The organism is Pseudonocardia sp. P-1, assembly GCF_058111925.1.
Map to the genome: position 1 here is coordinate 24108 of NZ_CM176614.1, position 12863 is coordinate 36970.

A 12863-nucleotide genomic window follows, 5' to 3' on the forward strand; every position below is an offset into this window, starting at 1 on the left:
TACGGGGTGTCAGCCCTTGACGGCGCCGTTGGTCAGACCGGCGACGATGCGCCGCTGGAACAGCAGGACGAGCACGACGACGGGGATGGTCACGATCACGGCGGCGGCGGCGATCGGGCCGTTGGGCGACTCGAACTGCGAGGCCCCGGAGAACAGGCCCAGCGCGGCCGGGACCGGGCGGGACGCGCCGGTCGAGGTCAGCGAGATGCCGTAGGCGAAGTCGTTCCAGGCGATGAAGAACGCCAGGATCGCGGTGGTGAACACCCCGGGCGTCGCCAGCGGGACGATCACCTTGCGGAACGCCTGCCAGGTGGTGGCGCCGTCGACCTGCGCGGCCTGCTCCATCTCCCACGGGATCTCGCGGAAGAACGCCGACATGGTCCAGATCGACAGCGGCAGGGTCAGCGACAGGTAGGGGATGATCAGGCCGGGCCAGGTGTCGTAGAGCCCGATCTGGCGCCACAGGTTGAACAGCGGCGTCACGATCGAGATGACCGGGAAGATCGCCACCGCCAGCGCGGTCGACAGGATCAGCTTCTTGCCCCGGAAGTCGAGCCGGGCGATCGCGTAGGCGGCGAACATCGACAGCACGCACGCCAGGAACGTCGCGATGATGCAGATGCCGAAGGAGTTGCGCAGCGCGGGCAGGAACAGCCCGGCCGCGTCCCCGACGAGGATCTGGGAGTAGTTGCTCCACGACACCGAGGTCGGGAGGAACTGCTTGTTGGCGATGTCGTCGCTCGACTTCAGCGACAGCGACACGATCCAGCCCACCGGGAACAGGGCGTAGACGACGATCGCGATGCCGGCGACGATCCAGAGGACTCTCTCGCGGGTGGACATCACTTCTCCCCTCGGGCCTGGGACAGGTCGACCTTGAACCCCTTGATGAACCCGATGCAGATGATCACGACGGACAGGAACAGCAGCACCGACACCGCGGAGCCGAGTCCGATCTCGACGCGGGCGATGGTCTGGCGGTAGGCCAGGAACGACACCGTCTCGGTGCTGTTCGCCCCGGCCGTCATCACGAACACCGAGTCGAACACGCGGAACGCGTCCAGGGTCCGGAACAGCAGGGCGACCATGATCGCCGCCTTCATGTTCGGGAGGGTGACCTTCCACATCCGCTGCCACCAGGTCGCGCCGTCGACGCGGGCGGCCTCCTGCAGCACGTCGGGCACCTGGGCCAGACCCGCGAGCAGCAGCAGCGAGATGAACGGGGTGGTCTTCCAGATCTCGGCCAGGCAGATCACGAACAGCGACGAGCCGGTCGAGCCGAACCAGTCGGTGTCGGCCGAGATCCCGGGCAGCCAGCCGAACCAGGAGTTCACGAAGCCCGAGTCGAGGGAGAACGCGTACTGCCAGGCGAACGCCGACACGACCGTGATGACCGCGTAGGGGATCAGGATCGCGGCGCGCAGCACCGGCCGGATCGCCTTGAGCGCGTTCATCATGACCAGCGCGAGCAGGAAGCCCAGGACCAGCTCGACCGCGACGGTGACCACGGTGATGAACACCGTGACGCCGAACGAGGTCCACCAGATCGAGTCGGTGAGGATGACCGCGTAGTTCTTCAGGCCGACGAAGGAGATGCTGTCCGGGTCGGTCAGCCGGTAGTCGAACAGCGAGTAGTAGACGGCCTGGATGATCGGGTAGGCCGTCACCAGCAGCATCACGGCGAACGCCGGGCCCGCGAGGTACCAGCCGAGCTTCTGCTCGGCCCGGCTGCGGTCACTGGCACCGCGCGGGGCCGGGGAGGCCCCGGTCCCGGTCCCGGGCCGCTCGGTCGTCGTGGTCACAGCAGCTCCTCCTTGGCGAGGACCGCCTTGATCAGCGCGGCGGTCGCGGGGCCGACGGTCGGCGGGTCGATGCCCGCGGTCGGGTGGTAGGTGCGCTGGACGGACTCGGAGACCTCGCTGTAGTACGCCGTCTGCGGGCGCGGCTTGGCCTGCTGCAGCGACTGCGCGATGACCGGGGCCATCGGGAACTTCTTCACCACGTCCGGGTCGGTGAACACCGAGATCCGGGCGGCCGGGTTGCCGTTGGTGAGGAAGTACTGCTTCTGGTTCTCGGTCGAGGTGATGCACTCGGTGGCCTGGTAGGCCAGGTCGGTGTGCTTGCTGAAGGCACCGACGCCGAGGTTGATGCCGCCGTAGGGCGGGGCCGAGGGCCTGCCGGCCTCGGTCTGCGGGTAGAGCGCCCAGCCGAAGTCGTCCGGCGTGGACTGGGGGACGGTCCCCTCCTCGACGGCGCTGTTGACCTTGCCCCAGACGAACGGCCAGTTCACCTGGAACATCGCGTCACCGGACTGGAAGGCGTTGGAGTTCTCGTCCTCGGAGTTGGTCGAGAAGCCGGGACCGCCGACGGCCGAGACCGCCTTCATGATCTCGGCGGCCTTCGTCGCGGCGGGGGAGTCCAGGCCGAGCTGGACGCCCTCCGGGTTCTGCGGCGAGGCGTTGGTGACGATCTGCCCGCCGCCGCCCTCGACCAGCGCGTTCAGCCAGACGGTCAGCGACTCCGCGCGGATGCCCTGCGCGGCGATGATCGAGTTCTTGGCCTGCGCGGTCTGCACGACCTGGTCCCAGGTGACCGGCTTCGACAGGTCCAGCCCGGTGCCGGCGACCTGCGACTTGCGGTACCAGAGCAGCTGGGTGTTGGCCCAGAACGGCACCGTGACGAGCTCGCCGTTCCAGCTCGCGCCCTCCTTCGCGGAGTTCACGATCCCGGCGGTGGTCCGCTGCGCGACCTCCTCGGGCACCGGGGCCAGGAACTTCGCCTCGGCGAACTCGGGGATGTAGGGCGGGTCGATGGACATGATGTCGATCGAGCTGTCGTTGGCCGCGAGCCGGCGGATCAGCTGCTGACGCTGTTCCGCGGACTGGCGCGGCAGCACCGACACCGCGATCTGGTACTGCCCGTTCGACGCCGCCGAGCAGCGCTGGGCGATCTCCGCCTGCCCGCCGTCGTCGGGGTTGATGTACCAGTTGAGGACCGGCGGGCCCGCGGGTGCGCCTCCGCAGCCCGCCAGCAGGGCGAGGGCGACGGTGGCCGCACCGGCGGCCAGCGTCCTCCTCCACCGTGTGCGACGCATGGTCAACTCCGAACTCCCGTGTCCGATACCGCTGCTGTGTCCCGTCGCTCGTCGGCGACGTTGGAAGCGTTTCCAACCGAGACTGTGAGCCCTTCACCCGGGAGTGTCAAGGCTCACAGCAATCGGGCTGGTCGGCGACGATCCTTACTGATCCACAGGCGATGGTCCAGCGCAGTCGGATAACATCCGCTCTTGCAATCGCTTCCAGCTTTGGGCATACATGTGTCGTGCCCGAACCGGTCAACCTGGCCGACGTGGCCCGGCTGGCCAAGGTCTCACCGGCCACCGCGTCACGCGCGCTCAGCGATCACCCCCACGTCGCCGAGGCCACCCGCGCCCGCGTGTGGGAGGCCGCGCGCGCCCTGGAGTACGTCGTGAGCCCGGATGCCTCCGGGCTCGCGCGGGGCACGACGGGGCGGATCGCCGTCGTCGTCCCGCACCTGTCGCGGTGGTGGTTCGGGGCGGCGCTGGAGGGGCTGTCCGAGGTGGTGCGCGAGGCCGGGCGCGACGTGCTGCTCTACCACCTGGGCGACGCCGCGGCCCGGCGCGCGTTCTTCGCCGAGCTGCCTGCCCGCCGGCGTGCCGACGCCGTCGTGCTGCTGGGGTTCGGGGTCGACGACGCCGAGCGCGCCCGGCTGGAGCGGATCGGCGTCGGCATCGTGTCGGCGGGGACCCGGATCGGCAATCACCCCTCGGTGTCGATCGACGAGTGCGTCGCCGGTCGCCAGGCCGTCGACCACCTGCTCCACCTCGGACACCGGAGGATCGGGATGATCGTCACCACCGACCCGGAGCTCGACCCGGGCCAGCCCGAGGGGCGTGCCGCCGCCTACCGGGCGGCGCTCTCCGACGCCGGCGTGGAACACGACCCCGCCCTGACGGTGAGCGTGCCCTGGAGCCCGGAGGGCGGGGCGCGGGCGATGGGGGAGCTGCTCGGGCTGTCCGACCCGCCGACGGCGGTCTACGCCCACACCGACGAGGTCGCCCTCGGCGCCGTCGGCACGCTGCGCCGGGCCGGGCTCGCGGTGCCCGGCGACGTGTCGGTCATCGGTATCGACGACCACCCGCTGGCCGCGCTGACCGATCTGTCCACCGTGGCCCAGCCGGCGGCCGAGCAGGGTGCCGTGGCGGCCCGGATGGCGCTGGCGACGCTGGCCGGCGAGCCGGTCGAACCGCTCGCGACCCTGCCGACCCGGCTGGTCATCCGCGGCTCCACCGCCCCACCGGCCCGCGGCGTGCGGGGGGTGTCCTGAATGGACGCGCCGCCGGAGCTGGTGCTGCGGGCCCCCGGCCCCGAGCTGATCGCGCTGCCCTGGAACGAGCCGCTGGAACGGTGGGACGAGATGCGGGTCCCGCTGCGCGACATGGAGGTCGGCCCCAGCCGGCACCTCGTCCGTTTCGTCGAGGCCGACGGTGCACTGTGGGCGCTCAAGGACATGCCGGAGCGGATCGCCCGTCGCGAGTACGACGTGCTGCGGCGCCTCGAGCACCAGTGCCTGCCCGCGGTCCGCCCGGCCGGGCTGGTGAACCAGCCGGCGCACGAGACCGCGATCCTGGTGACCCGCTACCTCGCCGGGTCCTGGCAGTACCGCAGGCTGTTCCTGCGGCTGCCCCCGAACCGGCCGCGGCACCGCGCCCGGCTGTTCGACGCGATGATCTCGCTGCTGGTCGAGCTGCACCGGCACGGCGTGTTCTGGGGGGACTGCTCGCTCAACAACACCCTGTTCACCCGCGACGGGCAGACCCTGCAGGCCTTCCTCGTCGACGCCGAGACCAGCGAGGTGCACCCGGACGGCCTGTCCGACGGTCAGCGCGAGCACGACGTGACGATCCTGGTCGAGAACGTCGCCGCCGGGATGATCGACCTCGCGACCTCGCTGGAGCGCCCGCCGGAGATGATCCCGCAGCTCATCGACGAGGCGACCGCCCTGCCCGAGCGCTACCGGGAGCTGTGGGAGGCGCTGCACACCTCGCCGGTCTTCGCCTTCGGCGACCGCTACCGCGTCGAGGGCGCCATCCGCGAGCTCAACGACCTGGGCTTCGCCGTCGACGAGGTGTCCCTGCTCCCGATCGGCGACGGCCGGTCGCGGCTGCACATCGCCGTCGGCGACCGCAACTACCACTCCGAGACGCTGCGCAGGCTGACCGGTGTCGGCGTGGGGGAGGGCCAGGCCCGGATCCTGCTGGGCGACCTCAACGCCCACCGCGACTGGATGCAGCGGCGCACCGGTCACCCGGTGTCGGAGCGCGCGGCCGCCCGCAGCTGGATCGACCACTGCCTCGAGCCCGGATCGGCCCGCGCGCACGCCGCGCTCGGCGGTGCCGGCGATCCGGTGCAGGCGTACTGCGACCTGCTGGAGGTGCGCTGGCTGTTGTCCGAACGGGCCGGCGCCGACGTCGGCAACGAGACCGCGCTGGCCGCCCTCGGGGGGCACGCCCCGACCGACTCGGCGGCCAAGATGGCCGTCGCCGACGCCCCCACCGGGCCGCTGCCGCGGATCCCCGCGGACGACGCCGACGAGCGGTGACGCGCGTCATCACATCGTTGACGCCACGGTAACCACACTCCCGGCGGTACTGTTCCGGGCCGTGTCCATTCCCGGTCCCGGTTACGCCATCACCGCACGCGTCGACGCCCCCGCCCACCCCACCTCGGCCGGTGACCTCACCGCCGCCGTCGGCCAGGTCGGTGGCGTCGTGACCGCCTTCGACGTCGTCGAGGCGCGCACCGAGAGTCTCGTCGTCGACATCTCGGTCAACGCCCGCAACACCGAGCACGTCGAGGAGATCAAGGCCGCCATCGAGCAGCTCGAGGGCTTCTCGGTCCGCAAGGTCTCGGACCGGACCTTCCTGCTCCACCTCGGCGGCAAGATCGAGGTGCGGTCCAAGGTGAACCTCCGCACCCGTGACGACCTGTCGCGCGCCTACACCCCGGGCGTCGCGCGGGTGTCGATGGCGATCGCGGAGAACCCGTCCGACGCCCGGCGCCTGACGATCAAGCGCAACACCGTCGCCGTCGTCACCGACGGGTCCGCGGTGCTCGGCCTGGGCAACATCGGCGCCGCCGCGGCGATGCCGGTGATGGAGGGCAAGGCGGCGCTGTTCAAGCAGTTCGCAGGAGTCGACGCCTGGCCGGTCTGCCTCGACACCCAGGACACCGACGAGATCATCCGCACCGTCCAGCTGATCGCCCCCGGCTACGGCGGCATCAACCTGGAGGACATCGCCGCGCCGCGCTGCTTCGAGATCGAGCGCCGGCTGCGCGAGCTGCTCGACATCCCGGTCTTCCACGACGACCAGCACGGCACCGCCGTCGTCGTCCTCGGCGCCCTGCGCAACGCGCTGCGCGTGGTCGGCAAGAAGTTCTCCGACATCCGCGTCGTCGTCTGCGGCGTCGGCGCGGCCGGGTCGGCGATCATCCGGCTGCTCGGCTCGGAGCAGACCGCCGACGTCGTCGCGGTCGACGTGGACGGAATCATCCACACCGGACGCGAGGGGATGGACGACAACCTCGTCTCGATCGCCGCGCAGACCAACAAGGACGGCAAGCAGGGCACCCTGGCCGACGCGCTCGTCGGGGCCGACGTCTTCATCGGGGTCAGCGCGCCGAACCTGTTCGGCGAGGACGAGCTGCGGACCATGAACGACGACTCGATCGTGTTCGCACTGGCCAACCCGGACCCCGAGGTCGACCCGACGCTGGCGATGCGCCACGCCGCCGTCGTCGCGACCGGCCGGTCGGACTACCCGAACCAGATCAACAACGTGCTCGCGTTCCCCGGTGTGTTCCGCGGGCTGCTCGACGCCCAGGCGCACGACATCACCGACGAGATGATGCTCGCCGCGGCCGAGGCGATCGCCGACGTCGTCGCCGAGCCGAACCCGTCGTTCATCGTGCCGAGCGTGTTCGACACGAGCGTGGCCCCGGCCGTCGCCGAGGCGCTGCGCGGTGCCGCCGCGAAGCAGGCGAAGCGCGGCGAGGTCGAGGCGGGCTGACCGGCTCACCGGGGGACGACCACCCCGGGCGGCGCGGGCACGGGGACGTGCTCGGCGGGGGAGGCCGCCGCGGCGACGAGTACGGCCAGCGCCGCCGTCGTCCCGAGCGCGAACCGGCGGGGTCGCGGCACGCGCACCGGGCGCGCCGGGGCGTCCGACACGGGCACGGCCGTCACGAACGCGGCCGCGGCGTCGTCGAGGCCCCGGCCCTCGGCGGCGGCGGCACGGACCGCGCCCGCCGTCGCGACCGGGAGCGGCAGCTCGACGGTGGTCGCGACCGGGATCGGCAGCCGGTGCACCCCGATCCGGTAGGTCCGCGCCAGCCCGCTGCGCTCCGGGTCGCCCAGCGCGGGCCCGCAGAACAGCACCAGCGGTGCCCCGGCGCCGGCCCGCCAGCCGTGCTCGCCCTCGACGACGAGACCCCACAGCGCGACGCAGCCCAGCACGGTGCCGGGACCGAACCCGACGCCGCCGACCCGGGCCGGGTCGCGGACCGCGTGCACACCGCAGGTGCAGGCCGGGTCCGGTGCCTCGTGCCCGCGCAGCTCGCAGTGCGCGGCGAGGGCGCCGCCGGGCGGCCACTCGGTGGCCACGTGCACCGGGGACCGCAGCCGCGGCGCGGTGGGCGGGCCCGCGACACGCCAGCACCGCCAGCCGACGACGACGCCCGCGACGTCCGGTGCGGCGCCGTCCGACGGTATCAGCGCGGGGCACACACCGGTTCACCGGCCCGGTCGGGGACCCGCCGTGGCATGCCGTCCGGGACCGGCGCGGCCGGTGTCGCCACCCCATCGGTCGGCGGGTGCGCCGGCGCCCGGTCCGGGTCGCCCGGCGCAGCCAGGGGTTCGGCCCGGAAGACCCGCACCGTCGCTCCGATGTCCATGACGCCCCACCCCCGTGTGCCCGGGCGGGGCCGTGCCCGGCACCGCGCGAAGGCCCAGGATCCGTCCTGCACCCCGGGGCGCGGCACCGCCGTACGGTGCCGCGGCTCACCCCCGGACGGGCGGTTACCGCAGGTCGCACGGGTCTAGGCTGGCGTGCATGGCGGTGAGGATCGGTGTGCTGGCCCTGCAGGGCAACGTCCGCGAGCACGTGGCGGCGCTGACCGCGGCGGGCGCCGAGGCCGTGCCGGTCCGCCGTGCGTCCGAGCTGGCCGCGGTGGACGGCATCGTCCTGCCCGGCGGCGAGTCGACGACCATGTCCAAGCTGCTCGACACCTTCGAGCTGCTGGAGCCGCTGCGGGCCCGGCTCCGCGACGGGCTGCCCGCCTACGGATCGTGCGCAGGCATGATCCTGCTGGCCGAGGAGATCCTCGACGGCCGCCCCGACCAGCACCAGCTCGGCGGGCTCGACGTCGTCGTGCGGCGCAACGCCTTCGGCCGCCAGGTCGACTCGTTCGAGACCGATCTGGACTTCACCGGGCTCATCGGTGGTCCGGTGCACGCGGTCTTCATCCGCGCCCCGTGGGTGGAGAAGACCGGCGGCGACGTCGAGGTGCTCGCCTCCGTCCCGGACGTCACGAGCGCCGGTGCCGACGCCGGTGAGGCGGCCGGGCGCGCGGTCGCGATCCGGCAGGGCCCAGTGCTCGCCACGTCGTTCCACCCCGAGCTGACCGGGGACCGGCGGGTGCACGCGCTGTTCGTCGACATGGTGCGCGCCGCAGGCTGACCCCCCACGGGGGTGGGGGATACCCCAGGTCCACCGGGGGGAGCGCCGTGTGGGCCGGCCGGCCCGGCGCGGGGACCCTGGAGAGCATGACCACCACCGTCGTGCCCAGCGGGTCGCGCCCCGTCCTGCCCTCCGCGGTGGGCCTCAGCGTCGCGCTGTGGCTCGGCGCCATCCTGGCCGGGCTCGCCGAGTCCCTGGTCCGGCTGGCCGCACCGGTGCCGCCCGCGACCGGGGAGCTGGCCGTCCGCGCCGGCATCTACCTGGTCCTGGGCGTGGTCGTGCTGCAGCTGCGCTCCGGGCACGGCGTGTACCGGTGGACCGTCCTCGGCGTGCTCGGTGTGCTCGGGACGGCCTCACTGGTCGTCGAACCGGTGCGTGCCCTCGCCGACGGGGGCTCGGTCGGGCTGTTCCTGGTGTCCGCGACCGCGCCCGAGCTCGTCGCGGCGGCGCTGCGCGGGCTGCACGTGGCCGAGGTGATCGCCGCCGTCGTGCTGCTCTTCCACCCCGCCGCCCGGGCCTTCTACCGGACGACCTCACCCTCGACGACGGTCGTCCGCGCCGGCGGGGATCCGGTAGCGGATCAGCCGGGAGCTGTTCGCGACGACCGCGACGCTGGAGGCGTTGTGCAGGATCGCCGCGACCACCGGTGACATCGCCCCGCCGGCGGAGACCAGCAGCCCGGCCGCGTTCACCGCGATCGACATGCCGTAGTTCTGCCGGATCAGGGTGATCGAGCGCCGCCCCAGGTCACGCAGGTCGAGCAGCGCGTGGAGGTCGTCGGCGGCGAGGGCGACGTCCGCGGTCTCGACCGCCACGTCGGTCCCGGCCACGCCCATCGCGATCCCGATGTCGGCCAGCGCCAGCGCGGGGGCGTCGTTCGTGCCGTCGCCGATCATCGCGACGGTGTGGCCCTGCGCCTGCAGCGCCCGGACCACGTCCTGCTTCTGCTCGGGCATGACCTCGGCGCGGTACTCGGTGATGCCGAGCTCCTCGGCGACGGCCTTCGCGGTCTGCGGGTGGTCGCCGGTGAGCATGACGATCCGGGTGACGCCGTCGGCGCGCAGCCGCTCCAGCACGTCGCGGGCCTCGGTCCGCACGGTGTCGCGCAGCGAGACCAGGCCGACCAGCGCGCCGTCGACGGCGAGCAGCAGGGGGGTCTCCGAGGCCTTCTGCAGTCGCCGCACCCAGTCCGCCGCCTTGCGCGGGACCGTGACGCCCTGGGCGCGGAGCAGGTCGCGTGAGCCGATCAGCAGTACCCGGCCGTCGGCCTGGACCCGCATGCCCTGGCCGAGCAGGACCTCGCACTCCTCGTGCGGCGGGATCTCGATCCGCCGCTCCTCGGTGGAGCGGATGACCGCCTGTGCCAGCGGGTGCCGGGAGTGGATCTCCGACGACGCGGCGTAGGCCAGGACCTGCTCGGGCGCCCAGTCGTCGTGGAAGGAGATGACGTTGGTGACGACCGGGCGGCCCTGGGTGAGCGTGCCGGTCTTGTCGAACACCACCGCGTCGACCCGGCCGGCCGCCTCGAGGTGCGCGCCGCCCTTGATGAGGATGCCGCGCCGCGCGCCGTTGCCGATCGCCGCGGAGATCGCCGTCGGGGTGGACAGGCCGACCGCGCACGGGCAGGCGATGAGCAGCATCGTCATCGCGCGCCGCACGTCGCGGGTGACGACCAGGGTCAGCGCCGAGAGCAGGAACGAGGCCGGCACGAACCGGCGGGAGAAGTTCTCGCCGACGGTCTGGATCGGGGCGCGGTCGCCCTGGGCCTGCTCGACCCGGTCGATGATCCGCCCGATCGCGGTGTCCTGCCCGACGGCGGTGGCGCGCACGACGATCCGGCCGCGCAGCAGCACCGACCCGGCGTGCAGGACGGCCCCGGGGGCGACCGAGACGGGCAGCTGCTCGCCGGTGATCGCGGCCTGGTCGACCACGCCCTCGCCGGCGACGACCTCGCCGTCGACCGGGAGCACGATCCGCTCGTGCACCACGACCTCGTCGCCCACCGACAGGTCGGCGATGTCGATCTCGATCTCGGTGCCGTCGGCCAGCCGGGTCCAGGTGCGGGTGGTGGCGCCGGTCAGGAGCTCGGAGATCGCGCGCCGGGAGCGGCGCAGCGTGAGGTCCTGCAGGTACTCGCCGATGTTGAGCAGCCACAGCACGGTCAGCGCGACGACGTTCTCGCGCAGCACGAGGCTGGCGACGGTCGCCGCGGACACCAGCGCGTCGGTACCCGCGCCCTTCCCGCCGGCCAGCGAGCGGAGCGCGCCGCGCAGGAACGGGTAGCCGGTGAAGATCGTGACGCCGGTGGCGACGGTGCGGCTGGCCGGCCCGAGCAGCGGCGGGCGGCGCAGCGCGTAACGGCGGAAGCCGAGCGCGGCGAGCGCGACCCCGCCGACGACCAGCCGGGCCAGCTCCCCGTTGTGCTGGTCGGCCGAGCGAGGGGTGCGGGCCGCGGTGGCCTCCGGCTCGGCGCCGAGGCCCTTGCCGATGGCCTCGACGAGTTCGACCCGGTCGCAGCCCGGGCGGTACCAGACGACGACGTTGCCGGTGCGCGGGTAGGCGTGCACCTGCCGCACCCCGCCGACGTGGTCCAGTTCGTCCTCGACGGCCACGGCCAGCGCGGTCCGCCCGCGCAGGGCCGGGACGGCGAAGCGGATGCGGCCCGCGGCGTCGCTGAGGACGGTGGCGTCCGGGCCGGCGGTGTCGGTGCTCACGGTCTCGCTCGTCTCGCTCGTCGTGCCCGGAGGGCCGGGATCAGTGCTCGTGGCCGTGCCCGTGGCCGTTGCCCGGGGCGGGGGCCTCCTCGCCGATGCGGCCGCGGGCCTCGGCGACGATGTCGGCGGTCGCCAGCCGGGCCTTCTCGGCGCCGGTCTCGGCGGCACGGGCGCCCTTGAGGCCCCAGGTGGTCATCGAGACGGCGGCCTCGCGGACGGCGCCGGAGCGCGCGACCTTCTTGACGCCGTCGTAGGCGACCGCGCCGGCCAGCCCGCTCACGACGAGCCCGACGGCCTTGCCTGCCACTGCTCCGAACACGTGCGCTCCTCTCGCGACCGGCACCCGGTGCAGGTGCCGATAACGGTTGTCAGAGTAGTCCGCGCCGGTTCCCGGCGGGACGTGGTGGCGAAGCATAGTCGATCATGCATGTGTCGGTGACGGGGGGTGCGCGCGGGCCCGGCCCGGCGCGGAGCCGCGTCGTCGGTAGCATTGACGGGTTCCCGCAGGTCGACCCGACCGCAGCTCGCGCTGCGGGGCGTCGGACCTGCCCCTCACCGCGCGTCGCGTGCGCGGTGCGAGCACGAGAGGTGGGCAGACGAGCCGATGAGCGGTCACTCCAAGTGGGCGACGACCAAGCACAAGAAGGCCGTGATCGACGCCCGCCGCGGCAAGATGTTCGCCAAGCTGATCAAGAACATCGAGGTCGCGGCCCGGACCGGCGGCGGTGACCCCGACGGCAACCCGACGCTCTACGACGCCATCCAGAAGGCGAAGAAGAGCTCGGTCCCGAACGACAACATCGACCGTGCGGTCAAGCGTGGTTCGGGTGCCGACGCCGGCGGCGCCGACTACCAGACGATCACCTATGAGGGCTACGGCCCGAACGGGGTCGCGGTGCTGGTCGAGTGCCTGTCCGACAACCGGAACCGGGCGGCGACCGAGGTCCGGACGGCCATGACCCGCAACGGCGGCACCATGGCCGACCCGGGGTCGGTGGCGTACCTGTTCCAGCGCAAGGGCGTCGTGGTGCTGCCGAAGGCCGAGCTGTCCGAGGACGATGTGCTGATGGCCGTCCTCGACGCCGGTGCCGAGGAGGTGAACGACCTCGGCGAGAGCTGGGAGGTCGTCTCCGAGCCGACCGACGTCGTCGCGGTGCGGACCGCGCTCCAGCAGAACGACATCGACTACGACTCCGCGGAGGCGGTCTTCGTGCCGTCGATGCAGGTCGAGCTGGACGCCGACGGTGCGAAGAAGGTCTTCAAGCTGATCGAGGCGCTCGAGGACTCCGACGAGGTCCAGAACGTCTACGCCAACTTCGACGTCTCCGACGAGGTCATGGCCGAGGTCGGCTGAGGTTGCCCCGGCAGGTCCGTACGCGGCCGCGTCCCCA

Annotated in this window: 12 protein-coding genes; 6 read left to right on the forward strand and 6 right to left on the reverse strand. The window is 72.8% G+C overall.

Annotated elements, in window-relative coordinates; all coding sequences use genetic code 11:
• Nucleotides 1-9: 9 nt before the first annotated feature.
• The 3 genes from AC0GKK_RS00135 to AC0GKK_RS00145 are packed head-to-tail and all read right to left on the reverse strand — an operon-like array spanning nucleotide 10 to nucleotide 3094.
• A complete protein-coding gene (locus AC0GKK_RS00135; RefSeq protein WP_224402290.1) occupies nucleotides 10-843 on the reverse strand; it encodes a carbohydrate ABC transporter permease in 834 nt (277 codons plus the stop codon).
• A complete protein-coding gene (locus tag AC0GKK_RS00140) occupies nucleotides 843-1802 on the reverse strand; it encodes a carbohydrate ABC transporter permease (RefSeq protein WP_489882864.1) in 960 nt (319 codons plus the stop codon). Before AC0GKK_RS00140 ends, AC0GKK_RS00135 begins: the two co-directional genes overlap by 1 nt.
• Complete coding sequence (locus AC0GKK_RS00145) at nucleotides 1799-3094, reverse strand: extracellular solute-binding protein (protein WP_489882865.1); 1296 nt, start codon at nucleotides 3092-3094, stop codon at nucleotides 1799-1801. The genes AC0GKK_RS00140 and AC0GKK_RS00145 overlap by 4 nt, the downstream gene beginning before the upstream one ends.
• A 227-nt stretch (nucleotides 3095-3321) precedes the next feature.
• Between AC0GKK_RS00145 and AC0GKK_RS00150 the strand changes: the two genes are divergently transcribed.
• The 3 genes from AC0GKK_RS00150 to AC0GKK_RS00160 all read left to right on the forward strand — a co-directional run bounded on the left by AC0GKK_RS00150 (nucleotide 3322) and on the right by AC0GKK_RS00160 (nucleotide 7090).
• A complete protein-coding gene (locus tag AC0GKK_RS00150) occupies nucleotides 3322-4347 on the forward strand; it encodes a LacI family DNA-binding transcriptional regulator (protein WP_405416775.1) in 1026 nt (341 codons plus the stop codon).
• Nucleotides 4348-5622 carry a DUF4032 domain-containing protein gene (locus tag AC0GKK_RS00155; protein WP_489882866.1) on the forward strand — a complete coding sequence of 425 codons (1275 nt, stop codon included), beginning with the start codon at nucleotides 4348-4350 and terminating at the stop codon, nucleotides 5620-5622.
• Between the two features lie 61 nt (nucleotides 5623-5683).
• The gene (locus tag AC0GKK_RS00160) at nucleotides 5684-7090 is read left to right on the forward strand and encodes an NAD-dependent malic enzyme (protein ID WP_489882867.1); all 1407 of its coding nucleotides are present in this window, start codon (nucleotides 5684-5686) and stop codon (nucleotides 7088-7090) included.
• A 5-nt stretch (nucleotides 7091-7095) separates the two neighbouring features.
• Here the strand turns inward: AC0GKK_RS00160 and AC0GKK_RS00165 are convergent, their stop codons facing one another.
• Nucleotides 7096-7806, reverse strand: a complete 711-nt coding sequence (locus tag AC0GKK_RS00165; RefSeq protein ID WP_489882868.1) for a hypothetical protein — start codon at nucleotides 7804-7806, stop codon at nucleotides 7096-7098.
• Between the two features lie 325 nt (nucleotides 7807-8131).
• On the opposite strand from AC0GKK_RS00165, the gene pdxT reads away from it, so the two are divergent.
• The gene (gene pdxT / locus AC0GKK_RS00170) at nucleotides 8132-8758 is read left to right on the forward strand and encodes a pyridoxal 5'-phosphate synthase glutaminase subunit PdxT (RefSeq protein ID WP_073574646.1); all 627 of its coding nucleotides are present in this window, start codon (nucleotides 8132-8134) and stop codon (nucleotides 8756-8758) included.
• Between the two features lie 86 nt (nucleotides 8759-8844).
• Entirely contained in the window at nucleotides 8845-9408 is a 564-nt protein-coding gene (locus AC0GKK_RS00175) for a hypothetical protein (protein ID WP_489882869.1), read from the forward strand.
• On the opposite strand, the gene AC0GKK_RS00180 is transcribed toward AC0GKK_RS00175, so the two are convergent.
• Both AC0GKK_RS00180 and AC0GKK_RS00185 read right to left on the reverse strand, forming a co-directional pair.
• Nucleotides 9292-11472, reverse strand: coding sequence for a heavy metal translocating P-type ATPase (locus AC0GKK_RS00180; RefSeq protein ID WP_489882870.1), 2181 nt, complete (start codon nucleotides 11470-11472; stop codon nucleotides 9292-9294). The genes AC0GKK_RS00175 and AC0GKK_RS00180 overlap by 117 nt on opposite strands.
• A 40-nt stretch (nucleotides 11473-11512) precedes the next feature.
• A complete protein-coding gene (locus tag AC0GKK_RS00185; protein WP_224402295.1) occupies nucleotides 11513-11791 on the reverse strand; it encodes a DUF1490 family protein in 279 nt (92 codons plus the stop codon).
• Nucleotides 11792-12076: 285 nt separating this feature from the next.
• Here AC0GKK_RS00185 and AC0GKK_RS00190 point away from each other — a divergent pair, with 285 nt between their 5' ends.
• Complete coding sequence (locus AC0GKK_RS00190; RefSeq protein WP_208823674.1) at nucleotides 12077-12826, forward strand: YebC/PmpR family DNA-binding transcriptional regulator; 750 nt, start codon at nucleotides 12077-12079, stop codon at nucleotides 12824-12826.
• Nucleotides 12827-12863 lie beyond the last annotated feature (37 nt).